Raw genomic sequence first — 23,899 nt, 5'->3', positions numbered from 1 at the left:
TTCAGTTGGCGTCCTCTTCGCCAGCTTCGTCCTTTTTGTTCTGGGCAAAGCCGAGGTCATTGGCCTGGGCATAGCGCTCGGCAAAGCGCATGAACCGCTCGAAATCCTCGGTGGTTTTCCAGGTGTAGGTGGCCTCCAGGGCCGAAGGCTTGCCGTTGACGAACTTGGCGTTGACGTCGCGGGTCACCATCTGACCCTCTTCATCGAGCATGTACATGCCGCCGATGTCAGCCATGGTCTCGGGGGAGAGGGCCTGGGGCTGATCGAACACGAAGATCGCCTGACCGGTGCGACCATCCCGCGAACGGGTCATACGGATATCGGGCACGACCGGCTCATCCACACCGGGGAAAAACTGGATCGCGGCCATCGCCCGTTATCGCAAAGGCTGATCCTAGTGATGCTGCCCGGCGGATCTGGTTGCCGCTCCGCTTTCGATCAGTTGCTCGGCGGCTCCCTGCGCAGTGAGCCCCGCACAGTCGAGTCGCTCCCGTGGGCTTGGCTCTTCGGTTTGACCATGGCGCTCGAGCTCGTGGTCGTAGCAGCGGTCGTAGTAGTCCAGCATCTGCGCACAGGCGCCATGCCAATCCGCTTGCTCGATCGCCTCGAGGGCGGTTTTGGTGCGTTGGGGACCCAGGCGTCTGGCGATCCGTTGGGTGGCATCGGCAAGGGCCAGGGGGTCCTGGATCCCGTAGACCGCCACCAGCTGCTCCAGTCGCTCCTCAACCGGTCTTGTGATTTCCAGCAGCGGAGCCCCCTGCATCTGCTGCCAGAGCCCCGAGGGAATCCGGCAGCGGCCCACCTGCACGCTTTCGGCTTCAACCCAAATCTCTTGGGCCGAGCGGTGCTGCTGCAGCACTTCAGCGATTTTGTTTTCGAAGTGCTCCGTGGTCGGCTGGGCCGGCAAACCCAAGCCGCCAAAGCTGCTGCCGCGGTGATTCGCCAGTCCTTCGAGGTCCAGCACCGCCACGCCTTGTTCCGCCAGGGCCACCAGAAGGTCGGTCTTCCCCGTCCCTGTCCGTCCGCCGAGAAGGCGAATGGGCCAGGGCTGCTCCATCAGCGCGAGGACCCACTGGCGATAGCTCTTGTATCCACCCTCCAGCAGCAGAACCTCAAGATCGAGGGTTTCGGCTAGCCAGGCGATGCTCCCCGAGCGCATTCCGCCGCGCCAGCAGTGAATTTTCAGGGGTTGCCCTGGATGGCTTTTGCTGAGTGTCTGCAGCTTTTCCCCTAGGAAGGCCAGCTTTGGCCCCACCAGCGAGAGGCCGAGCTGCACCGCCGCAGTGCGCCCCTGCTGCTTGTAGCTCGTTCCGACCTCTGCACGCTCCTGGTCGCTGAACAGAGGCAAGTTCTGGGCCCCAGGGATATGGCCCTTTTCGAATTCAGCCGGGGCGCGGACATCCACCACCGGACCCGGGCCCTGCAGGAAAGCCTCAATCGATTGGCGATCAGCCATGGCGATGATCCTGGGTGGGCTTCTTGCCGCTATGGGACTGCAATGCCTGACATAGTGGGCCAACGCTGTCGCACCAGCGTCAGGTCAGCCCGTCTCCATGCTCTCCGGACCACCCGTCACCACCACGGTCAGCGCTGACCAGTTGATCGAGCGCTTTCTGACGAGCGCTCCACGCCAACGGCGCTCCCTTCTGCCGCAAGTGCTGCAGCGCAGCAGTGAGTGCCGTCCTCTGATCGCCGATCAAATCGACCGCTGGGATGCCACTGGAGATGACTGGGCCTGCGGGACCCTGATCCAGTTGTTGGTCTCCGAGGACGACGCGCTCTCCCAGGCTTTTTGGACCCGTTTCCCAGAGGGCTGGCTCGCCGTGACCAGTGGCCAGGGCCTGGATTACGGCCCCCTGCAGTTGGCCTTGATTCGTCAGGACTTCGAGGAAGCCGACCGTCTAACGAGCGAGCACCTGCGCCAGTTGGCCGGACCGGCAGCCGAAAAACGCGGCTACGTCTATTACTCCGAGGTCCCGCCGATGGCCTCCGTGGATCTTGAGAGTCTGGATCGCCTTTGGGTGACCTTCTCCCAGGCTCGTTTTGGTTTCTCCGTTCAACTGCGTTTGCTGCGCAGCCTGGGCAACCGCTGGGAGCAGCTTTGGCCGCGGATTGGCTGGAAGCAAGCGGGGATCTGGACCCGTTACCCCAAGGCCTTCACCTGGACCCTCGAAGCTCCGGAGGGGCACATGCCCCTGGTGAATCAGTTGCGGGGGGTCCGTCTGATGGATGCCTTGCTCTCCCACCCAGGGGTGCAACAACGCGTGGCGTCCTGAAGCACGGCGCTTCACTCGGCGGTAGGGTCAATCCGTTCGCTGTTCCCCTCTCCGGGGCTCTATGGCGCTGCGTTGGGCTGACTACATCACCCCATCGACCCTGCATCTCGCTCCGCTGCTGGAGCTGTTGCTGGAGCCGATTCAATGCGCCGAACAACAGGCCACGCTGCAGTTGGGCCTCCAGGAGGTCCTGGTCAATGCCGTGCGCCACGGCAATGGCAACGACCCTCTGAAGTGCGTGCGGATTCGCCGCATCCTCTCCCCCAGGTGGTGTGTGTTTCAGGTTCAAGATGAGGGACCTGGCCTGCCGGCCCAAGCCCGCGTCGCTGCGCTTCCGGATCGCCTGGATGCTGCGAGTGGCCGGGGCCTGTTCCTGATCCACCAGTGCTTCGAAGATGTGCGCTGGAGCCGCAGGGGCAACCGCGTCCAAGTGGCGATGCGCAGGGCCTAGTGGCCGTGCGTCGGGCAGCCGGGGTCCTTCAGCTCACCCTTGAGCCAGCCGAGGGCATGCTCCACCAGGGCCGTCGCCTGTTGCCTCTGTGCGCTCACGCCGGCTGAGGCCGGGCCGTTGGCTGGATCCAGCAGCAGCACCAGTGCTGCTGTCAGTTGCTCGGCTGCCCGCCGTTGGGGCTGTGCCTTGAGCGCATGCCAGTCCTGGTTGCTGATGGCCAGCTTCTGATGCAATGCCTGCGCCAACTGCTGGCTCTCCAGGGGCCACTCCCGCGGATTTTGCTTCGCCTGTTGAGCCTGCACTGGACGGATCCGTTGGGACCAGGCCATCCTGACGCCATGCAACAGCGACCGCGCTCCCCCTACCAGCCGATCCGCTGGCTGCATCAACTGGCCAACCTGCTGGCCACCGTGTCGGCCGCTGAGCGCCTGGAACCCTCCGACGACAGCCTCCAGGCCCGTCGTTTGCGACAGCGGCTCTCAGCAGCCCAGCGACTGTTGGATCCGCTCCCAAGTCCGCTTCAGGCCACTCTCTGGAGTGAGCGGGTTGTTTGGCAATTCCTGCGTTGGGGCGGCGTGGGCGCCCTCATGGCCGTCCTGTTGAAGCGTTGAACCGTCCCGTTCAGGCGGCGACGCGAATCAGCGAACGTCCGGTGGGGCTAGGAGCCTGTTCTTGACTGCTGCCCTCAGGAGTCAGGCCATCTGGACGATTCGCCTTGAGTCGCTCTCCCCTGAGCCAGGCGGCATGCAGGGCACGGCGGCGCCGGTCCTCTGCCAGAACCAGGCGATCAGCGGCTGCCGTCGGGCTCTCGCCAGCTCGCACCGGAGTCCGCAGACAGATTCCGAAGCCTCGTGCTTCCACTTGAACTGCCCCCTCCATCAGCACGGTCTGGAAGGACCAGCCGTTGAGCCAGCGCACGTGAAAGGGGTTGCTCATCAGCAGACCCTATGGAGCGAGCGAGCAGTGGCAAGCCCTGTGTCAGGGCTTGGTGGCAGTCCAGACCCGGGTCATCAGATGGGATTGGGCACGAATTCCGCTGAATCCTGCTGCGCTCAGGCGAGCGTCGATGTCATCGCCGATGTAGTCGCGGTAGTACGGCTCATGGAACATCCGGCGGAAGTTGTCCATGGCGACTTCAAATTGCGGTGAGTCAGCCAGCTGGACGGAATCCGCAAGCACCAGGACACCACCAGGTTCCAGAACCCTGAAGCAGTCTTCGATCACGGCCTGACGCGCTTCGCCTGGCAGTTCGTGCATTAAGAAGACGCAGGTCACCCCCTGCATGCTCCCTTCTGCAAAGGGCATCGACTCGGCGTTGCCCTGGACCAGCTGGGGTAGTTCCGATGGACGTTGCGAGAGCCAGCGATTGGCCTGGCGCAGGTAGGCCGATGACAGATCCAGGCCCACGAGCTGCGCCTGGGGCAGGGCTGCTCGCAGTTGATGCAGGGTCCGGCCCGTACCGGTGGCGACGTCCAGAACCCGAAGGGAGCTGCTGGGTCTGTCACCGAAGGCGCGAAGGCCTTGGACCAACGGCTTGATCACCCGCCGGCGCATGGGATCGGCCGTGCCGTTGAACAGGATCTCGACCTGCAGGTCGTAGAGGGTCGCCGAGTGATCGCTCAGATAGCCATCGGTCTGATGGTGGAAGTTCTGCAGGTAGTAGTCGGGGTAGTTCTCGGTCTCGACGTTGGTGGGAAGGTCACGGACGTTGCGCTCGGAGCGCCTGGTCCAGGTGCTGGGCATGTCCAGCCAGACCAGGGGGTAGCGCGCGGCCCAATCGCCCCAGGGGGCATCAAAGAGCAAGTTGGTGGGATACAGCCCCGCTTCTGCTTCTTGCCAATCCAGGTCCAGCAGGGCCTTGTGGGAGGCCTGCAGGTCCCGAAGCATCTGCGGCGGAATGGGCAGGGTTTTGGGCGCTCCATCGGGCGCCACAAATTCCATCAGGCGTGTGCTGATCTCCTTGTGGGCGACCCCGACCAGGCTCTTGCCCTGCTGTAGGGCCTCGTAGGCGAGCTTGGTGACGGCGTCAGCCATGGGCGGGATGCCACTGATCTCATGTGGCACCTATTTCAGCCGATGGGATGCAGTCGCCGTGGACTTGTATCGGCTTGAACTCTGATCAAGATTGATGGAGATGCGCGCAAATTGGTAGCAACAGCTACAGAATGAATCTGTGAAACAGGAAGGAGGAAGTCAATGATCGATACCACCCCCTCTGCTCGTTTGAATGAGCCGCACTATGTCGCCTGGGTGCGAGAGCGCCAGCGTGCTGCCCGTCGGCTGAGCGGCTGGCTGTCTCAGCGCCGGGCCAAGCCCGACCTGGATCATGAGGAGCGGGTCGACGCTCAGACCTTGGTTTGGGCCCAGCGCCATGCCCATGAGCAACGGCTGCATGACAGCGCCATCGAGCAGCTGCGTCACAGCTGACTCGCCATCAAAAAGCCCCGGCCGAAGCCGGGGCTGCCATGAACGAGACCCTGATCAGGCGTCGTAGTACATGGTGAATTCGTGGGGGTGGGGCCGCTGGCGCAGCTGCTGCACCTCCTCGTACTTCAGGGCGATCCAGTTGTCGATGAAGTCTTCGGTGAAGACGCCACCGGCCAACAGGTATTCGTGATCAGCCTTGAGGGCTTCCAGTGAGCCGTTGAGGGACGCGGGAACGGTCGAGATCTTCGCCAGCTCCTCGGCGGGCAGTTCGAACAGGTCGACGTCGGTGCCATTGCCCGGATCGATCTGGTTCTTGATGCCGTCGATGCCGGCCATGAGCATGGCGGCAAAGCCCAGATAGGGGTTTGCCAGAGCGTCGCCTGAGCGGAATTCCAGGCGCTTGGCCTTGGGATTCATGCCGGTCAGCGGGATGCGGACGGCGGCGGAACGGTTGCCCTGGGAGTACACCAGGTTCACCGGTGCTTCAAAACCGGGCACCAGGCGCTTGTAGCTGTTGGTGGTCGGGTTGGTGAAGGCCAGGAAACTGGGGGCATGCTTCAGCAGGCCACCGATGTACCAACGGGCCGTTTGGGACAGGTTGGCGTAGGTGCCATCGCCCCACATCAGGGTGTCGCCGTTCTTCCAGATGCTCTGGTGAACGTGCATGCCGCTGCCGTTGTCGGCAAAGATCGGCTTGGGCATGAACGTGGCGGTCTTGCCGTACTTCTTGGCAACGTTGCGCACGACGTATTTGTAGATCATCACGTTGTCCGCCGCGGTGATCAGCTCGGCGAACTTCATGCCCAGCTCATGCTGGGAGGTGGCGACCTCGTGGTGGTGCTTCTCGATGGGCACACCCAGGGAGCCCATGGTGAGGAGCATCTCGGTCCTCATGTCCTGAAGGGTGTCGTTCGGGGCGACGGGGAAGTAGCCCTCCTTCAGTTGAATCTTGTTGGCGAGGTTGCCGCCTTCTTCAACGCGATCGGTATTCCAGGGGTTCTCGATCGAGTCGACGCTGTAGAAGCTGGAGCCATTGGCGCTCTTGTAGCGCACGTCGTCAAAGACGAAGAACTCGGGCTCGGGTCCGAAGTAGGCCGTGTCGGCCAGGCCGCTGGAGCTCAGGTAGTCCAGAGCCTTCTGTGCCAGGGCACGGGGGCAGCGGGAGTAAGGCTTGCCACTACGGGGCTCCTGAATGGAGCAAATCAGGCTGAGGGTTTTGTGGCCGTAGAAGGGGTCGATCCAGGCGGTGTTCGGGTCGGGCACCATGGCCATGTCCGACTCGTTGATGGCCTTCCAGCCGCGGATGGAGGAGCCGTCAAAGGCAACGCCCTCGGTGAAGGCTTCCTCTTCAACCAGATCAGGGGTGACGGTGAGGTGCTGCCACTTGCCGTGGAGGTCAATGAACTTGAGGTCAATCAGTTCAATGCCTTCGTCCTTGATCTGACGGAGGACGTCCTGGGCGGTCTTGGCCATGACGCGTTGAGAATGGCTTGGTGGGTGCCGGCCTGTACCGGACGGCTCAGACCGTAGTGATCGGCGTTGACCCCGCTTTGTATCGCCCGTAACCAAATAGAGGACTGATCGGCCTGTTTTGGACTCCTCCGCTGGTTTGAGTAACCGTTTCTGTCAACTTCTTCAAAACCTCGATCCAGCAAGGGATCTGGACGTTTGCCGGTGCTACGGTCCAACCCAGGTGCGTCGATCTCACACCCCCAATGCGTGATGCCATCACCGGTCTGATCGGCCGTTACGACCAGCTCGGCCGTTATCTCGACGGCTCGGCCATTGACCGAATCGCCACCTATTTCTCTGAATCGTCGTTGCGTCTCGCTGCGGTTGAGCTGATCAACTGCGAAGCCGCTGAAATCGTCCGCGAGGCCAGCCAGCGCCTCTGGCAGTCGGATCCCGAGCTGTTGCTACCCGGCGGCAACGCCTACACCACGCGCCGCTGGGCTGCCTGCCTGCGGGACATGGATTACTTCCTTCGCTACGCCAGCTACGCCTTGGTGGCTGACGACAGCACAATCCTGAACGAGCGGGTCCTGAACGGCCTGGATGACACCTATAAGAGCCTCGGTGTCCCCACTGGTCCCACCGTTCGCAGCATCGCCCTGATGGCCGATGTGATTAGCGAGAAATTGCTCGATTCCGGTGCCGCTAGTGCGGAGCTCATCAACAGTGTTGTGCGTGCTCCTTTTGAGCACCTTTGCCGCGGCTTGGCTGATACCAACGTGCGCGCCCGCTGATTCGCTCGCACCTGCGACTGCGTAGTCTCAACCCATCCAGCCCCCTCCCAGGCCTTGGCTTCCATCTCATCAACCGTGTCAGATCGACATCGGCTGTCGCTTGCTCCGATCGATACTCCGGAGCGCTTGCTGCTGGGACCTGGCCCCTCCAATGCCCACCCGACGGTTCTTGAGGCCCTCAGCCGCTCGCCGATCGGCCATTTGGACCCCCTGTATGTCGCCCTGATGGGCGAAGTGCAGGAGCTCCTCCGCTACGTCTGGCAAACCGATAACCGCCTGACCCTGCCGATGAGCGGCACGGGGTCGGCGGCCATGGAAGCCACGATCGCCAACATCGTTGAGCCTGGCGACACCGTCCTCGTGGCGGTTAAGGGCTACTTCGGTTTGCGTCTTCAGGACATGGCGGGCCGTTACCGCGCCAATGTCCAGACCATCGAGAAGCCCTGGGGCGAAGCCTTCAGTCTTGATGAGATCGAAGCGGGCTTGAAGCAGCACAAGCCCAAGGTCCTGGCGATGGTCCATGCCGAGACCTCAACGGGTGTCTGCCAGCCCATGGAGGGCATCGGTGACCTCTGCCGTCAGCACGACTGTCTCCTGCTGCTCGACACGGTGACCTCTTTAGGTGCAGTGCCCCTGTATCTCGATGAATGGAAGGTTGATCTGGCCTACAGCTGCAGCCAAAAGGGCCTGAGCTGCCCTCCCGGCCTCGGTCCCTTCTCGATGGGTCCCCGCGCCGAGGAGAAGCTGGCTGCCCGCAGCGGCAAGGTGCCCAACTGGTACCTCGACGTCAGCTTGCTGAATCAGTACTGGGGCAGTGACCGGGTGTATCACCACACCGCACCGGTCAACATGAACTTCGGCATGCGCGAGGCCCTGCGCCTGATCGCAGAAGAAGGTCTTGCGAACGTCTGGGCGCGCCACCGCCGCAATGCTGAGCGCCTTTGGTCAGGTCTTGAGAGGCTTGGGCTTGAACCCCACGTTCCCCTGGAGCTGCGTCTCCCCACCTTGACCACTGTTCGCATTCCAGAAGGTGTCGATGGCAAGGCCTTCACGACTCACCTGCTGAACAAGCACGGCATTGAAGTGGGCGGAGGCCTGGGTGCCCTCGCAGGCAAGGTCTGGCGCATCGGGCTGATGGGCTACAACAGCCGCGAAGAGAACGTGGATCTCCTGCTCAACCTGCTTGAGCAAGAGCTTCCGGCCTTCCGCTCTTCTGCGCCTGCCGCTGCTGCCGCCGCTGCTTGAACCAGGCCTCGAGCCTGCTCTTGCATTCCAGCTCCAGCACTCCGCCCATCACTGTCATGTGGTGATGGGCGCTCGGATCCGTCGCCAAGTTCAGACAGCCGCCGAGAGCACCGCGCTTGGGGTCATGGGCCCCAAAGATCACCTGTCCCATGCGCGCTTGCACCAGGGCGCCTGCACACATTGGGCAGGGCTCCAGCGTCACGATCAGGCTGCAGTCGTTAAAGCGCCAGTCGCCCCTCAGGCGTGCGGCTTGCTCCAAGGCCATTAACTCCGCATGCCCCAGGGGCCTTTGCTCCCGTTGCCTGCGGTTGACCCCCCAGCCCAGGGCCCGTCCATGGCCATCCAGCACGACGGCCGCCACAGGGATTTCACCCTTCTCTCCAACGGCCTCTGCCCGGCGCAGCAGCCGCCTCATCCAGAGTTCATGGCGCTGAGCTTCGTTCAACCCCGAGGTCGATTCGCAGGCTTCTTCAACCATGCCAGCACGGCGGGTCCGATGACACGGGACAATGGGCGCTGAACGCTCAGGGCCATTGGCTCAAGCCCAACCGAGCCAGCCGCAGCGCAGCGTTGCCTGCTTCCCGGATCCCCTGCGGGAGGATCCCGCGTTGGAAGCCTTCTTGAGCTCGGCCAGCACGCGTCTCTGTCAGTGGTGGTCCAGTGCCGCTGAGCGCTCGCCCTTGCCCCTGCTGAGCGTTCTTCCCGAGCCGGCTCCACTGCAACAGGGCCTGTCTGCTGAGGCGTTGCTTGAGGATCTGCAGCTGGTGATGGATGGGGCCTACAACCCCGTCCACCCCGGTGCGATGGCCCACTTGGATCCCCCACCGCTCACCGCATCGGTGGCGGCTGATCTCGTCTGCGCCGGCCTCAACAACAATTTGTTGGCCGAGGAGCTCTCGCCAAGCCTGTCGCGGCTCGAGCGCAGCTTGACCCACTGGATGGCTGAACAACTGGGCCTCGGAGAGACGGCCGGTGGTGTCGCAGCCAGTGGCGGCAGCCTCAGCAATCTGATGGCCTTGGTCGTGGCTCGCCATCAGCTCGCCCATGGCGAGACCTCCGACTTGACGGTGTTCTGCAGCGCAGATGCCCACGTCTCCATCGGCAAGGCCCTGATGGTGATGGGCTTACCGAAGCAGAGTCTCCAGACCATCCAGACGGACGGCGCCGGCTGTCTCTGCCCCACGGCTCTTGCCGCTGCTTTGCAGTCGGCCGAGCAAGAGGGACGTCCTGTCCTTGCCGTTGTGGCCACCGCCGGAACCACGGTGCGGGGTGCCGTCGATCCCCTGGCGGCCATTTCTGATCTGTGCCACCGCCACGGGGTCTGGCTGCACGTGGACGGCGCGATTGGTGCGGTGTTTGGCCTCAGCCAACGGCACAAACACCTGGTCCCCGATCTGGACCGGGCCGACTCCCTCACGGTGAATCCCCAGAAGCTCCTGGGCATCACCAAGACCTCCTCCCTGCTGCTGCTGAAACGTCCTGAACTGCTGGCCTCCTGCTTTGGCACTGGCCTGCCCTACATGGAGCCCAGTTGGCTGGATGCCCATGGCGGTGAATGCGGCCTTCAGGGAACGCGGCCGGCCGAGATCCTCAAGCTCTGGCTGGGACTGCGCCAATTGGGTTTGGATGGAATCGATGCGTTGCTCCAGGGGGCCCTCCAACGGCGCGCTGCGCTGGAGCAGCACCTCTGCGGGCTGCCCTTGCAGATGCGCAGCGGCCCATTGCATCTATTGGCCTTCACCCCGAGTGCGATGGGGGCCAGCGAATCGGAGCGATGGTCGAGCCAGACCCGGCAGCAGTTGCTCGAACAGCAGTTGATGCTCTCCCGTCCCTTCTATGCGGGGAGGCATCACCTCAAGGCCGTACTCGGCAATCCCCACACCCGATCCACTGACCTGGCTGCCGTGGCCTCGGTCGTTCAGCGGTCGTTGACTTGCGTTTGAGATGAATCAACCGAACCCCCAAGGCCGCTGGGTCGCCATCGTGACCGGTGCCATCTCGATTCTGATCGCGGTGGCCTATCTGGCCTTCATCACCGTCCTGGATGCCCGTGGACCGATGCAGCCACCGCCGCCGGAGGCCTTCAGCGACGCTCGGGCCGTGGCGGCAGTTGCCCCTGCTTCCCCTGACGCTGCAGCGGTTCCACCACACGCTTCATCGCTGCCGACAGAAATGCATTGAGGGCGGATTCACGGCGGTTCAGGTCGTACTGACGCTGCACGACGTCCTGGATTCCGCCATCCCCCCAATCCTGATCCTGCTGGAAGTAGGTGATGAAACTGCGTCCGGCGATTCGAGTCAGCCAGCCTGCACCCACCGCCTGCACGGCACGGCTCAGCAGCAGCGCCGGAAGGTTCAGGCTGAGCGCGGCCCCGACCAGGCTGATGCCGCCCTTGATCAAGCCCAAGCTGGCCAGGGTTCGTCCCACGGAAACAGCCAGTTCCTGGGCCGAGGTTTTCGACAGGCTGACCCCATAGACGCGGCCGATTTCCATCACCATCTGGGCATTGACGGCGGCGGCCCCGAGCAAATCGATGCCCGGAAGCGGAGTGGCCGCGAGCACCCCGGCGCTGATCCAGCTGTAGCGATCGACGATCGACTCCGCATCCTGTTGCCGCTGCTCCCCCAGCAGACGGCGTCCCGCGTCGCTGAGCCTGCTGCTCTGCATCAGGATGTTGTCGGCAATCAGCTCCTCCCCGTCGCTGTGCAAGACCTGCGCGATCCTCCGCAGGAGCCGATCGATCTCCGGTGCTGGTTGCAGCGGTTGACCACCCGGCATCGGAACCGATTGGGGTGATGCACTGGCCGTCAGCACGTCCTCCAGTGCAATGCGGCCCTGGGTTCTGCGTCGAAGCAGCTCGAGGAGGCGTTTCTCTTCTTCTTCACCCCGCAGATCGCACTTGTTGAGGACCAGCAGCAGCCGTTTGCCCAAGCTGGCGAGCGCCGCAAACACCTCGAGCTCAGCGGCCCGAAGATCCCCATCGACAACAAGAAGTAGGAGATCGGCATTCGAGGCCTGATCGCGGGCAATCTGCTCGCGCTTCTGCCCCTCGATGCCCGCTTCCAAAATCCCCGGCGTGTCAACCAGTCGGATGCCTCGCTGCAGGTTGCGCAGGCGGAGGCGATAGCTCGTGGTTGTCGTCGTTGAACCCATGGCTGCTCCGACCTCGCCCACGACGTCGCGCAGCAGCGCCCGGATTAGGGATGTTTTCCCGGCGGAGCCGGTGCCAAACACCACGATCACTAAATCGCCGCGTTCCAGCTCTGCTGCAACCCTCTCTCGTTCTTGCCTGAGGGCCTCACGTTGGACCTCGTCCCGGATGCCCTGCAGGAGCGTCTCGATCCCTGCAAGGTTCTTTTGAGCTGCTTCCTTGCGGTTGACGGGAGCCTCAATCGGCGCACTGGTGCGCGAACCGGGCTCTTGAAAGACCTTCCAGCCTGAGCGCCGGATGCTGTTGAACCAGGGCCAAGCAAAGCGAGCGATCAGCAGTGCTGCCCCGCCGAAGAGCAGCAGGCTGAAGGGGCCAACAAGCCAGCTCGGAAGCAGGTAGCTCAGCTGCCAGAGCAGATTGTTGACGGCCTGGAGCACGGCGGTGACGACCACCAAGACCCCGAGGGCCAGACCAAGCCAAAGCCAGATTCGACCAGGAGGTTTCACGCCAGCATCCCTTGTTGGAGGTCAAGGGCTCCTTGACCACGCGCTCCGATGATCCCCTTGATTAGTGCCTGCGCCAAGCGGGAAAGAGCGAGAGCGCTAGGCAAAGAACCGCGAGGTTGATGGCGACATCCGCGAGGTTGAAGATCGGGAAGGAGATCGGCACAAACTCCAGGAAGTCCACCACCCGCCCCAAGCGCCAGCGGTCGATTCCATTGCCAACGGCTCCCCCCAGCAAGAACCCCAGGCCCATGGCCTGCCAGCGATCCAGTGGACCGCTCGTCTGGATCCAGAACACAAGCCCCACGGCGACCGCGAGGCTGACCACTCCCAACAGGTTGGCGTTTCCCTCCAGCATGCTGAAGGCCGCACCGCTGTTGAAGACCAGCTGCAGTTGGAGCAGTCCTGGAAGCAGCGGACGAACGCCCACTCCGGCCAGATGGTCCACGGCCCAGGCCTTGCTGATCTGGTCCATCAGCACAACGGCGATGGCGATCCAGTAGCTCCGCTTCATCAACGGTCCAGCAACAACAGGCGTCGGGTCGGCCAGGCGAGAACGGCCACCGCACAACAGAGGAGCAGTTGGGGGAGCAGCGGCCCAAGGCTGTAGGTCAGCACCAACTGGGGCAGCTGTCCGCCCCAGCGCTGGAACAGCCCGCCGAGCAGGAGGTTGGCCAGGCCGCAACCCTGAAGGATCAACAGCCCCAGGACCGCTGCAGCCACAAGATTCAGCAGGTCATCCATGTCCTGCTGCTGGGCGAGGCGGCCGGTCAGCCAGGCAGCTGGTAGGAACCCAGCCAGATAGCCAAAAGCGGGATCGCTGAGGTAGCTCAACCCGCCGCCACCCTGAAAAACCGGGAGCTGGAAGAGCCCCAGGCTGATGTAGGCCATGCCGGCCAACATGGCCGGACGATGTCCGCAGACCAAGGCCGTAAAGAGCAGGGCTGGCACCTGCAAGGTCATGGGCAGGGGCACGAACGAGACGCCCTGGCTGCCTGGCCAAGGGATCGCGGCCTGAATCAACCCTCCACAGAGGATCAGCAGCAATCCAGCGAGGGCACCACTCCAGTTGGCAAGGGCGCGCACAGTTGGCCTCTCAGTGGGACCATCCTGCAGGAGAGTGGTGGTCTTGCAACGACCGATGTCCCAGGAATCCATCAGCGTTGGCACTCAGGTGCGTCTGCTGGCTCAACCCAGCTATCTCAAGACAGCCGACGCGATGTCGATGCTGCGCCCGCCTGATTTGATCGACGCCGACGAGGTTGGCCAGGTGGTAGCCCTCAAGGCCTTGGATCAAGTCGCCGTCCGTTTCCGTCGCGGCACCTTTTTGCTGGAGCTCAAGCAACTTGAACCGGTTTAAGACCGGTTCAGTGGATGCCCCGTCCAGACCGCCGTTGCTGCCTCAATCGCGTCCTGCGGTCCGCAGAGGCTCAAGGACGGTCCCTGCAGCAGCGCCTGCGCTGCTTGGTGGAGATCGTTCGGCGTCAGCGCTTCAGCTTCGAGAAGACAGCGATCGGCAAAGTCGAAGGGCAGGCCATGGCCGAGGACCAGGGCGTGGCGATCGGCCACTTGGCTGCAGGTTTGGCGCCCTAACGCCTCCTGACCTTTGAATTTCGCCTTGGCCAGCTGGAGTTGTGCATCACTGATGGGCTCCTCGAGCAGGCGCAGCCATTCATTGAGCAGCTCGCGGGTGGCTTCCTCAGCTCGCTCACTCGAGCTGGAGAGATGGAACACGAAGGGGGCATCCCCGAGGCGCGCGGGGTAGTGCACCCCCACGTCGTAGGCCAGGCCGTGTTCCTCCCGTAGGGCCACAAAGAGGCGGCTGGACATGCCGATGCCCAGGTGGCAATGCAGCAGCCGTAGGGCCAGGGCCTGCTCACTGCCAAGGGGAGCTGTGGTGGTCCCCAGCATCAAGACCAACTGCTCAGTCTCATCGACGTTGCTCGCCAGTGAGACCTGCTTGAGCCCGGAGGCGCCGGCCAGGCGCTTTGGCGCCTGGGTCCTCCAGCTCTGGCCGTCGAGCTGATGCAGCAACAGTTGCTCGGGCTCCGCTGGGATCTGGCCCGCCAGGACCATCACGGCACCCTCTTGCCCGAGCTGGTGGGTCATCTGCTCGAGTTGCGGTCGAGCCAGTGCGCAGAGTTCGGCCTCAACACCCAGGGGGTCGTGGCCGTAGGGCCCTGAGCCGTAGAGCTGCTGACGCAGTTGATCGTGGGCGACCTGGAAGGGGTCCTCCTTCTGCCGCTGCAGGGTTTGCAGATTGAGTTGACGCTCGAGGGTCACCTGGTCCTCGACCAGCCACGGGCTGGTGACCATCTGCAGGACCAGCGGCAGCAAGAGAGCCGCGTCATCACTGGCGCACTTCAGGCTGATCAAGGTGCCGTCTTCGGCGGCCTCACAGCGCAGTCCTGCGCCCCGGCCTTCAACGAGATCAGCCAGGGCGTCGCCACTGAACGGCCCGCAGCCCCGGCTCAGCACCCCCGCGAGCAGTTGGGAGGCTCCCCGCTGGCCAGAGGGGTCGGCGCTGCTTCCGCCGCGGATCCAGAGCTTGGCCGAGAGGATGGCTGGACCTGGACGCTCGATGAGCCAGAGCGGACAGCCTCCGCTGAGCTCACGTTGTTGCACGCCGGCGCTGCTCATGCTGGAACCGCCTCCAACACAAAGGCCTGCTCCGGCTGCAGTTGGGGGACGACGTCCTGCACCAGGCGCTGTCCGTCCCATTCCTCGAGCCAGTCGAGCGGGGCTTGGAGGTTGTGCTTGCGATCCCACAGCGCGCTGTTGCCAACCATCGCGGCGACGGCGCTTGGCGCCTCCAGGCTGAAGCGGTAGCCGTTGCCGACCAATCGCCGGGCGCGCTCCACCTCGGCTTCGCTTGGGATCTCCTGCTGCAGTGCCTTCAGGACGCCATTGATTTCCGCTCGAACACGGCTGAGGTGTTCGGGCTCACAGACCGCCTCAAGCAAGACAAGGCAGCCGGACTCCAAGACGTTGAGATCGAGATCGACGCTTTCCACCAGCCGAAGCTGCTCCCGCAGTCGCTCCACCAGGCGACTGCGCCGTCCCTCCGCCAACAGGGTGGTCAGCAGGTCCCCACCAACCACAGACATTTGGTCAGCTGCACCGGGCAGCGGCCAGGCCATTAAGAGCCTGGCGGCCTCCAGCCGGGGCAGTTCCAGTCGCTCTTCACCGGGCATGAACTGCAGTGGAGCAGGCCTTGCGTCGGCTTCGGAGGGGACCAACTCCGCCAAGGCTGAGCGCTGCAGTTGCTCTTCCAGTTGCAACGCCGCCAGCGGCCCTGCCACCGAAAGGCAACAACGATCGGCGCGGTAATGACGGGCATGGAAGCGCGCCATGGCCTCCGGGGTGTGGCCAAGGAGTGCGTCCCGGTCCCCCAGGATCGCTTTGCCATAGGCGTGATCCAGGCAGCTTTGCTTGAGCAGCTGCTGAAAAGCCACTTCTTCCGGTTGGTCCTCACTCTGGGCGAGTTCCTCGAGCACCACCTGACGCTCCATGTCGAAATCGCTCCGGTCCAAGCGCGGTTGAAGCACCAGATCAGTGAGCAGCTCCAGTGCTTCAGCGCAGGCTTCGGGCGGAATCAGGACGTGATAGTGCACGTCGTCGAAGCCGGTGGCTGCATTGCTGTTGCCCCCAAGCGCTTCGATGCGCTGGTCAAATTCACCGGCTTGAAGGCTGTGACTTCCTTTGAAGACCATGTGCTCGAGGAAGTGGGCGATCCCCGCCTCCCCGGGGGCCTCCACTCCACTGCCGGAGCGGCACCAAAAGTCAAGGCAGACCACAGGTGCATTCGGCAGATCGAGTTGCACCAGGGACGTTCCGTTGGCGAGCTGACCACGCTGCGGTTCAGGCAGCGGAGCGGTGTTCAGACCTGACAACGGATTGAGAACCTGTGGTTCGCCCCATTCTGCTGGCAGGATCGCCAGGACGGTCGCCGCTTCAGCCCCGATGAGTTCTGCTGCCCTCGGCATTCATCCGCTCGTTGACGCCCTCGCTGAGCGCATCCGTCAGCAGTGGTCCTCCTTGCCGGAGCTGCAGCCACTGGCGGTAGATCCCCAATTGGAGGCCATTAGCGGCAGCCTCGATGGGGAGGACCTCTTCATCCGCAATGAATTGCGCTCCAGCCGCGGTCTGCGCAAGTTGCACCTGGAAACCGCACGGCTTGGAGCCGGCCTGCAGATCCTCCACTGCGTCTTTTTCCCCGACCCCCGCTATGACCTGCCCGTCTTTGGGGCGGACATCGTTGCCGGCCGTGGCGTGGTCTCTGCTGCAATCGTTGATCTCTCGCCCGTGGATGGCGCCCTGCCGCAGGCGGTCCTTCAGCGTCTGGAGGCCCTGCCGAAGCGCGCGTTCAGCCAGGAGCGTGAGCTGCCTGAGTGGGGGACGATCTTTTCTCCCTATGTCCGCTTTGTCCGTCCTGCGGATGCAGCGGAAGAGCAACGCTTTATCGAGCTCGTCAGTGATTTTCTGCGGGTGTTGGGTGAGGCCAGTGCAGAGGCCGTTCCTCAGCCCATCGATCACCCAGATACGGTGAGGCGACATAGCGGCCAGCTCTCGTATTGCCAGCAACAGAAGCGCAACGACAAGACCCGCCGCGTGCTCGAGAAAGCCTTCAATCCCGAGTGGGCCGATCGCTACATCGAGGAGTTGCTCTTCGACGATCCACTGCCCCTGCAGTGATGCTGCAGTGGCTGAAGCGATATCCCTGGCGAAGTGGCGGTGGAGCAGTGGCTCTGCTGCTGCTCGCCGTGGTGATTGGTCGTGCCCTGGACCGGCCCGCGCCGGTGCCTCCGGCCCCGGTTGTTCAACCCAGAATTGAATCCGTTTCGGCCCTGGGTCGACTGGAACCCGCCGGCGACGTCCGCAAGCTGGCCGCTCCCATGGGGTCGATGGGCGGCAGCCCCCGCATCAGCAGCCTTTCGGTCCAAGAAGGTGACCGGGTCAAGCGCGGTCAGATCCTGGCCACCTTTGATAACCGCCCCGGACTCTTGGCTGATCTCGCGGCGATCAATGCCCGTATTGGCACCCTGGATCGCTCGATCGCGATGCAGCGTCGTGAGGTGAGTCGCTACCGCGAAGCCTCCAGGGAAGGTGCCGCCAGCATGGTGCTCCTGGAGGAGAAGCAAGACGAGCTGGTGACCTTCGAAGGACAACGGCGTCAAGCCCTCGCTGAGAAGCGAGGCATTGAAGTGGACCTCAAGGACAGCCAACTCCGCTCACCCATTGATGGGACGGTATTGCGGGTCTATGCCCGTCCTGGGGAGCGTCCTGGTTCGGACGGCATCCTGTCGGTTGGCGCCAGTGACCGCATGGAGGCGATCGCCGAGGTCTACGAAAGCGACATCGGTCGGATTCGCCTGGGCCAGAGTGCTTCGTTGATCAGTGAAAACGGAGGCTTCAGCGGCAAGCTGAAGGCTGAAGTGCTGCGGATTTCACCGCAGATCCGGCAGCGGGATGTGCTCTCCACCGATCCCACGGGCGATGCGGACGCTCGCATCGTCGAAGTGCGACTCGCCCTGGATCCCGCCGATGCCAAGCGTGTGCAGCAGCTCTCGGGCCTGAAGGTCATCGCGCGCTTTGAGCCGTGAGTCTTCAGCGTTGGTTTGAGGGGATCTGGCAACGCCGGCGCATTCCCCTGGCCCTGCTGCTCTTAACCCGGCAGCCAGTGCGTCTGGCTGTAGCGCTTGCGGGCATCAGTTTCGCCGGGATCCTGATGTTCATGCAGCTGGGCTTCCGTGACGGGCTGTTTGATGCCAGCGTCACGATTCACCGGCTGTTTGACGCCGATCTGGTGCTGATCAGTCCCCGGTCCACCAGTTCGGTGAGCATGGCGGGCTTCCCCAAGCGCCGTTTGGTCCAGACCATGGCGGCCCCAGAGGTGGAGGGGATCACGCCGGTTCACTGGAATTTGTTGCTCTGGCGCAACCCCGAAACGCGGGGCACACGCTCCATCTTGACCCTGGGCTTTGAGCCCAATGATCCCCTCTTCACCGATCCTTCGCTGGCCCCAAAGGCGCGGGCTCTGACTCAAAAGGGGCGGGTTCTTTTTGATGAGCAGTCCCGACCGGAATTTGGACCGGTGGCCGAGTGGTTCCGTGAGGGGCGCACGGTGGAGAGTGAAATTGCCGGCAAGCGCGTCCGTGTGGCTGGTTTGGTGGGCTTGGGAACCTCCTTTGGAGCGGATGGAAATCTGCTGACCAGCTCGGAGACCTTCATCGATCTGCTTCCCAACACCCCGCCCGGGAGCATCGAGGTCGGCTTGGTTCGCCTGAAACCCGGAAGCGATCCCACCGCCGTCGCCCAACGTCTGCAGGCCCAACTGCCCAGCGACGTCAAGGTGCTCACCAAGCAGGGCTTTATTGATTTCGAGCAGAACTACTGGCGCACCAGCACCTCCATCGGCTTCATCTTCACGCTCGGGGCCGCCATGGGATTCGTCGTTGGCTGCGTGATCGTCTATCAGGTGCTCTATTCCGATGTGAGTGACCACCTGCCGGAGTACGCGACCTTGATGGCGATGGGCTACAAGCTGCCCAGCCTGCTTGGGGTCGTTGCCCGCGAAGGACTGCTGCTGGCCGCCTTTGGCTATCTCCCGGCCTATGCCGCAGGCCAGGGCCTTTACCTCATGGTGCGCTCTGCCACCCAACTGCCGGTGTTCATGGACTCCGCCCGCGCCATCACCGTGTTCAGCATGATTTTGGTGATGTGCATGGCGTCAGCAGGGCTGGCCATGCGTCGCCTGGCCGACGCCGATCCCGCAGAGATTTTCTGAACCGATGGCCATCTCCGCTGCAGTTGATCTTCGGGAGCTCTCCCATTTCTATGGATCGGGGACCATGCGCCGCCAGGTCCTCCAGGGCGTCAACCTGACCGTTGCGGCCGGCGAGGTCGTGCTGCTGACGGGACCCTCCGGCTGCGGCAAGACCACCCTGCTGACCCTTGTCGGCGCCCTGCGCTCCGTTCAAGAAGGATCCGTAGAGGTGTTGGGCCAACAGCTGGCCGGTGCCAGTCGCCGCGATCGTCAGCGGCTGCGCCGCTCGATCGGCATGATTTTTCAAGGACACAATCTGCTGCGCTGCCTGACGGCGGAGCAAAACGTGCAGATGGGATCGGACCTGCTGCCTGGCCTGAGCTACCGCGCCCGGCGTGATCAATCCAGGGAGTGGCTTCGGGCCGTGGGCCTCGGGGACGAACTGCATAAGTTGCCCCATGACCTCTCCGGCGGTCAGAAGCAGCGCGTGGCGATTGCCCGTGCCCTCGCCGCCCACCCGCGCTTGCTGCTCGCCGATGAACCCACCGCAGCGTTGGATTCGCAAACGGGTCGTGAGGTGGTGGAACTTTTAAGGCGTTTGGCCCGGGATCAGGGCTGTGCGGTCCTGATGGTCACCCATGATCCGCGGATCTTGGATATCGCTGATCGCCTGGTGCGCATGGAGGATGGCCGTCTGCTGGAGGCAGGAAAGCCCGCGTTATCCGTTCAGCACTGAGGGCGATTCAGTACTGTGGGGACTAACCCGAACTTCACGCCGTTTCGATGGCCAAACGCCGCAACCTCAAGAAGGAAAAGCAAGAGCGCAACCGCGCGTACGCCCGCAAGTTCAAAAAGCGGAAGATGCGTAACGACGGTCGCGGCGAAGGCGCAGGTAATGGCGTGACCGGCACCGCCAACAACGGCGGCGCTGCTGACTGATCAGCTCTCGCAATTTGACTGCTCTGGGATCCTGAGGGATCCCTTTTTTTTGCTCGAATCGTCGACCTGGCCATGTTCCTCAGCGTCGTCATCCCCACCTACAACCGTCTGCCGATTCTCGAGAAGTGCCTGCGTGCCCTCGAGAGCCAGCGACTGGCTGCACCGATCAGCAACTACGAGGTGGTGGTGGTGGATGACGGGTCCACCGACGACACAGTGGCTTGGTTGGGCCGCCATCAGGCCGATCTCCCCCATGTCCGCCTGGTCCAACAGGACCACGGTGGACCGGCTGAGGGGCGCAACCGCGGGGTGGATCACGCCCGTGGTGACGTGATTGTTTTTATTGACAGCGACCTGGTGGTGACGGAGGACTTTCTCCTGAGTCACGCCAGCCAGCTGAACCAGAGCTGGCAGGAGCGGGGCGACCGCCTCTGCTTCACCTATGGAGCGGTGATCAACACCGCCAATTTTGAAGATCCGACCAGCGAACCCCACAAGCTCCGCGATCTTTCCTGGGCCTATTTCGCCACCGGGAATGTCGCGATTGACCGTGAGGTTCTTGAGCGCAGTGGCCTGTTTGACACCCGCTTCCGGCTCTATGGCTGGGAAGACCTGGAGTTGGGCGAGCGGCTGCGGCAGATGGGCGTCGTCCTGGTCCGTTGTCCGGCTGCGGTTGGCTATCACTGGCACCCGCCCCTGAGCTTGGAGCAGGTCCCCCGCCTGATCGCCGTCGAGGGGGAGCGGGCCAAGATGGGTCTGGTCTTCTACAAAAAACACCCCACCCGGCGGGTGCGGTTCATCATTCAATTCACCATCCTCCACAGGGTGCTCTGGGAGCTACTGACCCTGGGTGGTCTCTTGAATGAGCGCAGCCTTCGGCCGCTGCTGGCTTGGCTGATTCGTCAGGGCCAAGCGGCATGGGCCATGGAGCTACTCCGGCTTCCTCTCAATCGCATCGGTGTCAGGGCGCTTTATGCCGAGGCTCGGGCCGCCGGTCTGCGCTGAGCAGAAGGCCCGTTTGGTAGTGTTTCCAGGCACTTTCAAACCGCACACCTGCGCGTTTCGGGTGATCAACCGGTGATTCAGGTTCGTCCTGTTCGGTGGATCCCTGGCAGGTGGAGGCAAACCCGAAACCTCAACACAACATGGCTGTCGTCACTCTCGCCGAAATGATGGAGGCGGGTGCTCACTTTGGGCACCAAACTCGCCGTTGGAACCCCAAGATGTCGCGCTACATCTATTGCGCGCGCAACGGCGTCCACATCATTGACCTCGTGCAAACCGCGGTTTGCATGAACAACGCCTACAAGTGGGTCCGCAGTGCCGCACGCAGCGGCAAGCGCTTCCTGTTTGTGGGAACCAAAAAGCAGGCCTCTGAGGTGATTGCCCTCGAAGCCAGCCGCTGTGGTGCTGCCTACGTGAACCAGCGCTGGCTGGGCGGCATGCTCACCAACTGGACCACGATGCGTGCCCGCATCGACCGCCTGAAGGACCTCGAGCGGATGGAGTCCTCCGGCGCCATCGCCATGCGTCCTAAGAAGGAAGCCGCAGTCCTGCGCCGCGAGCTGGACCGCCTGCAGAAGTACCTGGGTGGTCTCAAGAACATGCGTCGCCTCCCCGACGTGGTGGTCCTGGTGGACCAGCGCCGCGAGACGAACGCCGTGCTCGAAGCCCGCAAGCTGGACATTCCCCTGGTGTCCATGCTCGACACCAACTGCGACCCCGACCTCTGCGACGTGCCCATCCCCTGCAACGACGACGCAGTGCGTTCCGTTCAACTGGTGCTCGGCCGTCTGGCGGATGCCATCAACGAAGGTCGCCACGGCTCCAACGAGCAAGCTGCCTACGACGACGTTCAGGCCTGATTCGTTCCTGACCCCAGTGGTTGATGCCAGGAGCTTCCCCCCGGGGAGGCTCTTCGGTGTTGAGCCCCTGTTTTGATTTTTCCCCTCTTCATCACCGCAACGCACCATGGCTGAGATCTCCGCCAAGCTCGTCAAAGAACTGCGCGACATGACCGGCGCAGGGATGATGGACTGCAAGAAGGCCCTCAACGAAACGAAGGGCGACAAGGACAAGGCCGTCGAGTGGCTGCGTCAGAAGGGCATTGCCTCCGCCGAGAAGAAGGCTGGCCGTGCCGCCGCTGAGGGCGCGATCGGTAGCTACATCCACACCGGTGCCCGCGTCGGCGTTCTGGTTGAAGTGAACTGCGAAACCGATTTCGTCGCCCGTGGCGAGATCTTCCAGGAGCTCGTGCGCAACGTGGCCATGCAGGTCGCTGCATGCCCCAACGTTGACTACGTCAAGGTCGAGGACATCCCCGCTGAAGTCGCCGAGCGCGAGAAGCAGATCGAGATGGGCCGCGATGACCTCGCCGGCAAGAAGGAGGAGATGAAGGAGAAGATCGTGGCTGGCCGTATCGGCAAGCGCCTGAAGGAGATGTCCCTCCTCGATCAGGCCTACATCAAGGACAGCGCCCTGACCGTCGACGAACTGGTTAAGCAGGTCTCTGGCAAGGTCGGCGAGAACATCCAGGTGCGCCGCTTCGTTCGCTTCAACCTGGGCGAGGGCATCGAAGTCGAGAAGATGGACTTCGCGGCTGAAGTGGCTGCCATGCAGGCTGCTTGATCGGGACTCGTCCCTTCAGCGCTCTGGTCCCGTGAGTCGTCCTCTGGATCCCAACACACGATCCCTGGACGAGGCCAAGGCACAACTCCTCTCGCTGCTTCAGCAGCAAGAGGAGTTCACTCCGGCCCTCTACCGCGACCTCGCCCTGTACCTGCAGGTTCTGCGGGATGGCCTGTTGCACAGCGTGCAGCAGGCCTGTTTTCATTTGGCGACCCAGGTGGTTCCTGAGCGCTACAACCAGCTGACACCAGAGCGCCGTCAGACGTTTCAGCGGCGTCTCCAAAGTTTGGTGAAACGCTCCTGTTCCCTGCTGACCGTCGAGCAGGTGATGGGTCTGGCCGCCCAGCAGGCCCGCAAGCAACAGCGCCGGCAGCTGCAGGAGCAGCAAAAAATTCTGCAAAGCATGCTGGAGGGCCAAGAGGAAGCCACCCCGAGCTCTCCGCCCGTTGAACGGCCTGCTGAGGCTCCATTGCCCCAGTCGATCAATCTCAGCCTGGATCTCCCCCTGGGGGCCGATCTGTTTGACCGAGGTGTGCCGGGATTGCCAGCATTGAACCAGCGTCCTCGTGTAGCCGAGGAAGACGAGGTGCCGTCTGCCGAGCCAGCTCCGCCTGAGGGGGATTTAGCCCTGCTTCAGTCCCTGTTCTCGATGGCCTCCGAGACCCTGTCAGCACGGTCCTCCGAGTCCGAGACCCCTGAGGTTGAGGAGTCTGGGGACGAGGTGGGCGATTCCGAAGGCCTTCCGTTCGAGAGCTTCGACTCGGACGTCGTCAGTTCGCATCTGCCTCGCGATCCCCTGCTTCAGGTGCGCTGGTGGGCCCATTTCGATCGTGCTCTGCGCCGACGTCTGCGCAACCTCTCCCATGCCATCAATGTGGAGATGATGCGCGTGGGTCTGGCGCAGGGCTTGCTCCCTTTGAATCTCCTGGATGCGGTCTTGGATGGACAGGTCGAGGCCCTGCCTGCGCCAGCCAACGTCCTGCGGATGGCTCTCCCTCTCACCCTGAATCCAGCGTCGCCCTCCCTCGCTCCGACCGAGGTCTTGACCTTGCTGTTGCGTGGTCCGGATCTGGAGTTTGAACAACCCCGTTTGCGCACCTGCCGTCAGCGCTTGGAACAGAGGCGCCGCACATTGCGCACAATGGCCAAGCGGTATCGCACCTGGCAGCGCCGGGTCAGTGCCCTCGAGGCAGAGCAGCAGTGGTTTCAGGACAGCGCCCCCACCCAGAATCCAGCAACGGATCGCAGCTAGCGCTCCAGGCTTGG

The 23,899-nt window shown here is 63.2% G+C and carries 29 protein-coding genes; 17 read left to right on the top strand and 12 right to left on the bottom strand.

Translation table 11 applies throughout. From position 1 onward, the window contains the following. Position 1 precedes the first annotated feature (1 nt). Positions 2-370: a photosystem II reaction center protein Psb28 gene (gene psb28 / locus QZ186_RS03520; RefSeq protein ID WP_247478268.1), complete on the bottom strand. Its 369-nt coding sequence runs from the start codon at positions 368-370 to the stop codon at positions 2-4. Positions 371-394: 24 nt separating this feature from the next. Beyond that, a complete protein-coding gene (gene mnmH, locus QZ186_RS03515) occupies positions 395-1,456 on the bottom strand; it encodes a tRNA 2-selenouridine(34) synthase MnmH (protein WP_296415838.1) in 1,062 nt (353 codons plus the stop codon). A 97-nt stretch (positions 1,457-1,553) separates the two neighbouring features. Between mnmH and QZ186_RS03510 the strand changes: the two genes are divergently transcribed. Beyond that, entirely contained in the window at positions 1,554-2,276 is a 723-nt protein-coding gene (locus QZ186_RS03510; protein WP_296415837.1) for a GUN4 domain-containing protein, read from the top strand. 61 nt (positions 2,277-2,337) lie between these two features. Then, entirely contained in the window at positions 2,338-2,727 is a 390-nt protein-coding gene (locus QZ186_RS03505; protein WP_010316868.1) for an ATP-binding protein, read from the top strand. On the opposite strand, the gene QZ186_RS03500 is transcribed toward QZ186_RS03505, so the two are convergent. After that, positions 2,724-3,056, bottom strand: coding sequence for a DUF6439 family protein (locus QZ186_RS03500; RefSeq protein WP_296415835.1), 333 nt, complete (start codon positions 3,054-3,056; stop codon positions 2,724-2,726). The two genes, QZ186_RS03505 and QZ186_RS03500, sit on opposite strands and share 4 nt — an antisense overlap. Positions 3,057-3,065: 9 nt before the next feature. Between QZ186_RS03500 and QZ186_RS03495 the strand changes: the two genes are divergently transcribed. Continuing rightward, positions 3,066-3,338: a hypothetical protein gene (locus QZ186_RS03495; RefSeq protein WP_010316870.1), complete on the top strand. Its 273-nt coding sequence runs from the start codon at positions 3,066-3,068 to the stop codon at positions 3,336-3,338. A gap of 10 nt (positions 3,339-3,348) precedes the next feature. On the opposite strand, the gene QZ186_RS03490 is transcribed toward QZ186_RS03495, so the two are convergent. Next, complete coding sequence (locus QZ186_RS03490; RefSeq protein ID WP_247478276.1) at positions 3,349-3,663, bottom strand: copper-binding protein; 315 nt, start codon at positions 3,661-3,663, stop codon at positions 3,349-3,351. Between the two features lie 42 nt (positions 3,664-3,705). Beyond that, a complete protein-coding gene (locus QZ186_RS03485; protein ID WP_029626287.1) occupies positions 3,706-4,761 on the bottom strand; it encodes a class I SAM-dependent methyltransferase in 1,056 nt (351 codons plus the stop codon). Between the two features lie 216 nt (positions 4,762-4,977). Here QZ186_RS03485 and QZ186_RS03480 point away from each other — a divergent pair, with 216 nt between their 5' ends. Beyond that, positions 4,978-5,154 (top strand): hypothetical protein, encoded by a 177-nt coding sequence (locus tag QZ186_RS03480; protein ID WP_232197292.1) that lies wholly within the window; start codon positions 4,978-4,980, stop codon positions 5,152-5,154. Between the two features lie 54 nt (positions 5,155-5,208). On the opposite strand, the gene glnA is transcribed toward QZ186_RS03480, so the two are convergent. Next, complete coding sequence (gene glnA, locus QZ186_RS03475) at positions 5,209-6,627, bottom strand: type I glutamate--ammonia ligase (protein ID WP_010316874.1); 1,419 nt, start codon at positions 6,625-6,627, stop codon at positions 5,209-5,211. A 242-nt stretch (positions 6,628-6,869) separates the two neighbouring features. Between glnA and QZ186_RS03470 the strand changes: the two genes are divergently transcribed. Both QZ186_RS03470 and QZ186_RS03465 read left to right on the top strand, forming a co-directional pair. Continuing rightward, positions 6,870-7,400, top strand: coding sequence for an allophycocyanin subunit beta (locus QZ186_RS03470; protein ID WP_247478287.1), 531 nt, complete (start codon positions 6,870-6,872; stop codon positions 7,398-7,400). Between the two features lie 75 nt (positions 7,401-7,475). Beyond that, positions 7,476-8,645, top strand: coding sequence for an alanine--glyoxylate aminotransferase family protein (locus QZ186_RS03465; protein ID WP_296415832.1), 1,170 nt, complete (start codon positions 7,476-7,478; stop codon positions 8,643-8,645). Here the strand turns inward: QZ186_RS03465 and QZ186_RS03460 are convergent. Then, on the bottom strand, positions 8,575-9,123 hold the full coding sequence (locus QZ186_RS03460) for a nucleoside deaminase (protein ID WP_247478291.1): 549 nt from the start codon (positions 9,121-9,123) through the stop codon (positions 8,575-8,577). The genes QZ186_RS03465 and QZ186_RS03460 overlap by 71 nt on opposite strands. A 55-nt stretch (positions 9,124-9,178) precedes the next feature. On the opposite strand from QZ186_RS03460, the gene QZ186_RS03455 reads away from it, so the two are divergent. Further along, positions 9,179-10,588: a pyridoxal-dependent decarboxylase gene (locus QZ186_RS03455; protein ID WP_296415830.1), complete on the top strand. Its 1,410-nt coding sequence runs from the start codon at positions 9,179-9,181 to the stop codon at positions 10,586-10,588. A 140-nt stretch (positions 10,589-10,728) separates the two neighbouring features. Here the strand turns inward: QZ186_RS03455 and QZ186_RS03450 are convergent, their stop codons facing one another. The 3 genes from QZ186_RS03450 to QZ186_RS03440 form a co-directional block, all read right to left on the bottom strand. Further along, complete coding sequence (locus tag QZ186_RS03450) at positions 10,729-12,303, bottom strand: YcjF family protein (protein ID WP_296415829.1); 1,575 nt, start codon at positions 12,301-12,303, stop codon at positions 10,729-10,731. A gap of 61 nt (positions 12,304-12,364) precedes the next feature. Further along, the gene (gene lspA / locus QZ186_RS03445; protein WP_010316882.1) at positions 12,365-12,814 is read right to left on the bottom strand and encodes a signal peptidase II; all 450 of its coding nucleotides are present in this window, start codon (positions 12,812-12,814) and stop codon (positions 12,365-12,367) included. Beyond that, on the bottom strand, positions 12,814-13,386 hold the full coding sequence (locus tag QZ186_RS03440) for a biotin transporter BioY (protein ID WP_247478301.1): 573 nt from the start codon (positions 13,384-13,386) through the stop codon (positions 12,814-12,816). Before QZ186_RS03440 ends, lspA begins: the two co-directional genes overlap by 1 nt. Before the next feature lie 55 nt (positions 13,387-13,441). Between QZ186_RS03440 and QZ186_RS03435 the strand changes: the two genes are divergently transcribed. Beyond that, positions 13,442-13,660 carry a DUF3148 domain-containing protein gene (locus QZ186_RS03435; protein ID WP_010316884.1) on the top strand — a complete coding sequence of 73 codons (219 nt, stop codon included), beginning with the start codon at positions 13,442-13,444 and terminating at the stop codon, positions 13,658-13,660. On the opposite strand, the gene QZ186_RS03430 is transcribed toward QZ186_RS03435, so the two are convergent. Then, entirely contained in the window at positions 13,657-14,940 is a 1,284-nt protein-coding gene (locus tag QZ186_RS03430) for a pitrilysin family protein (RefSeq protein WP_296415826.1), read from the bottom strand. The two genes, QZ186_RS03435 and QZ186_RS03430, sit on opposite strands and share 4 nt — an antisense overlap. Then, the gene (locus QZ186_RS03425) at positions 14,937-16,193 is read right to left on the bottom strand and encodes a pitrilysin family protein (RefSeq protein ID WP_043705910.1); all 1,257 of its coding nucleotides are present in this window, start codon (positions 16,191-16,193) and stop codon (positions 14,937-14,939) included. Before QZ186_RS03425 ends, QZ186_RS03430 begins: the two co-directional genes overlap by 4 nt. A 70-nt stretch (positions 16,194-16,263) precedes the next feature. On the opposite strand from QZ186_RS03425, the gene QZ186_RS03420 reads away from it, so the two are divergent. The 9 genes from QZ186_RS03420 to QZ186_RS03380 all read left to right on the top strand — a co-directional run bounded on the left by QZ186_RS03420 (position 16,264) and on the right by QZ186_RS03380 (position 23,885). Then, positions 16,264-16,995, top strand: coding sequence for a phycocyanobilin:ferredoxin oxidoreductase (locus QZ186_RS03420; RefSeq protein ID WP_247478306.1), 732 nt, complete (start codon positions 16,264-16,266; stop codon positions 16,993-16,995). Then, positions 16,995-17,903, top strand: coding sequence for an HlyD family efflux transporter periplasmic adaptor subunit (locus QZ186_RS03415; protein WP_296415821.1), 909 nt, complete (start codon positions 16,995-16,997; stop codon positions 17,901-17,903). Before QZ186_RS03420 ends, QZ186_RS03415 begins: the two co-directional genes overlap by 1 nt. After that, the gene (gene devC / locus QZ186_RS03410; protein ID WP_296415819.1) at positions 17,900-19,087 is read left to right on the top strand and encodes an ABC transporter permease DevC; all 1,188 of its coding nucleotides are present in this window, start codon (positions 17,900-17,902) and stop codon (positions 19,085-19,087) included. Before QZ186_RS03415 ends, devC begins: the two co-directional genes overlap by 4 nt. A 4-nt stretch (positions 19,088-19,091) precedes the next feature. Beyond that, the gene (locus QZ186_RS03405; RefSeq protein ID WP_296415817.1) at positions 19,092-19,802 is read left to right on the top strand and encodes a DevA family ABC transporter ATP-binding protein; all 711 of its coding nucleotides are present in this window, start codon (positions 19,092-19,094) and stop codon (positions 19,800-19,802) included. A 47-nt stretch (positions 19,803-19,849) separates the two neighbouring features. Then, the gene (locus tag QZ186_RS03400; protein ID WP_006850288.1) at positions 19,850-20,005 is read left to right on the top strand and encodes a hypothetical protein; all 156 of its coding nucleotides are present in this window, start codon (positions 19,850-19,852) and stop codon (positions 20,003-20,005) included. Positions 20,006-20,077: 72 nt separating this feature from the next. Then, entirely contained in the window at positions 20,078-21,010 is a 933-nt protein-coding gene (locus QZ186_RS03395) for a glycosyltransferase family 2 protein (protein ID WP_247478312.1), read from the top strand. A gap of 140 nt (positions 21,011-21,150) precedes the next feature. Continuing rightward, a complete protein-coding gene (rpsB, locus tag QZ186_RS03390; RefSeq protein ID WP_010316910.1) occupies positions 21,151-21,870 on the top strand; it encodes a 30S ribosomal protein S2 in 720 nt (239 codons plus the stop codon). A 106-nt stretch (positions 21,871-21,976) separates the two neighbouring features. Continuing rightward, complete coding sequence (gene tsf / locus QZ186_RS03385) at positions 21,977-22,633, top strand: translation elongation factor Ts (protein ID WP_010316911.1); 657 nt, start codon at positions 21,977-21,979, stop codon at positions 22,631-22,633. A gap of 31 nt (positions 22,634-22,664) precedes the next feature. After that, positions 22,665-23,885 (top strand): hypothetical protein, encoded by a 1,221-nt coding sequence (locus QZ186_RS03380; protein WP_296415806.1) that lies wholly within the window; start codon positions 22,665-22,667, stop codon positions 23,883-23,885. The last annotated feature ends 14 nt before the right edge of the window (positions 23,886-23,899 follow it).

Source organism: Vulcanococcus sp. DEBay_Sum29NL08_54 (assembly GCF_017859255.1).
Taxonomy (GTDB): domain Bacteria; phylum Cyanobacteriota; class Cyanobacteriia; order PCC-6307; family Cyanobiaceae; genus Vulcanococcus.
The sequence above is the reverse complement of the archived record's forward strand: the minus strand, read 5'-3'. Positions and strand labels throughout refer to the sequence as shown.

Excerpts from the sequence above, each read along its gene's own strand:
- QZ186_RS03435 (WP_010316884.1), top strand. The coding sequence starts at position 13,442 with ATGTCCCAGGAATCCATCAGCGTTGGCACTCAGGTGCGTCTGCTGGCT.
- QZ186_RS03505 (WP_010316868.1), top strand. The coding sequence starts at position 2,338 with ATGGCGCTGCGTTGGGCTGACTACATCACCCCATCGACCCTGCATCTC.
- QZ186_RS03430 (WP_296415826.1), bottom strand. The coding sequence starts at position 14,940 with ATGAGCAGCGCCGGCGTGCAACAACGTGAGCTCAGCGGAGGCTGTCCG.
- QZ186_RS03490 (WP_247478276.1), bottom strand. The coding sequence starts at position 3,663 with ATGAGCAACCCCTTTCACGTGCGCTGGCTCAACGGCTGGTCCTTCCAG.
- QZ186_RS03500 (WP_296415835.1), bottom strand. The coding sequence starts at position 3,056 with ATGGCCTGGTCCCAACGGATCCGTCCAGTGCAGGCTCAACAGGCGAAG.
- QZ186_RS03470 (WP_247478287.1), top strand. The coding sequence starts at position 6,870 with ATGCGTGATGCCATCACCGGTCTGATCGGCCGTTACGACCAGCTCGGC.
- tsf (WP_010316911.1), top strand. The coding sequence starts at position 21,977 with ATGGCTGAGATCTCCGCCAAGCTCGTCAAAGAACTGCGCGACATGACC.
- mnmH (WP_296415838.1), bottom strand. The coding sequence starts at position 1,456 with ATGGCTGATCGCCAATCGATTGAGGCTTTCCTGCAGGGCCCGGGTCCG.
- QZ186_RS03395 (WP_247478312.1), top strand. The coding sequence starts at position 20,078 with ATGTTCCTCAGCGTCGTCATCCCCACCTACAACCGTCTGCCGATTCTC.
- rpsB (WP_010316910.1), top strand. The coding sequence starts at position 21,151 with ATGGCTGTCGTCACTCTCGCCGAAATGATGGAGGCGGGTGCTCACTTT.
- QZ186_RS03415 (WP_296415821.1), top strand. The coding sequence starts at position 16,995 with ATGCTGCAGTGGCTGAAGCGATATCCCTGGCGAAGTGGCGGTGGAGCA.
- lspA (WP_010316882.1), bottom strand. The coding sequence starts at position 12,814 with ATGAAGCGGAGCTACTGGATCGCCATCGCCGTTGTGCTGATGGACCAG.
- glnA (WP_010316874.1), bottom strand. The coding sequence starts at position 6,627 with ATGGCCAAGACCGCCCAGGACGTCCTCCGTCAGATCAAGGACGAAGGC.
- QZ186_RS03405 (WP_296415817.1), top strand. The coding sequence starts at position 19,092 with ATGGCCATCTCCGCTGCAGTTGATCTTCGGGAGCTCTCCCATTTCTAT.
- QZ186_RS03420 (WP_247478306.1), top strand. The coding sequence starts at position 16,264 with ATGAGTTCTGCTGCCCTCGGCATTCATCCGCTCGTTGACGCCCTCGCT.
- QZ186_RS03460 (WP_247478291.1), bottom strand. The coding sequence starts at position 9,123 with ATGGTTGAAGAAGCCTGCGAATCGACCTCGGGGTTGAACGAAGCTCAG.
- psb28 (WP_247478268.1), bottom strand. The coding sequence starts at position 370 with ATGGCCGCGATCCAGTTTTTCCCCGGTGTGGATGAGCCGGTCGTGCCC.
- QZ186_RS03400 (WP_006850288.1), top strand. The coding sequence starts at position 19,850 with ATGGCCAAACGCCGCAACCTCAAGAAGGAAAAGCAAGAGCGCAACCGC.
- QZ186_RS03510 (WP_296415837.1), top strand. The coding sequence starts at position 1,554 with ATGCTCTCCGGACCACCCGTCACCACCACGGTCAGCGCTGACCAGTTG.
- QZ186_RS03495 (WP_010316870.1), top strand. The coding sequence starts at position 3,066 with ATGCAACAGCGACCGCGCTCCCCCTACCAGCCGATCCGCTGGCTGCAT.
- QZ186_RS03485 (WP_029626287.1), bottom strand. The coding sequence starts at position 4,761 with ATGGCTGACGCCGTCACCAAGCTCGCCTACGAGGCCCTACAGCAGGGC.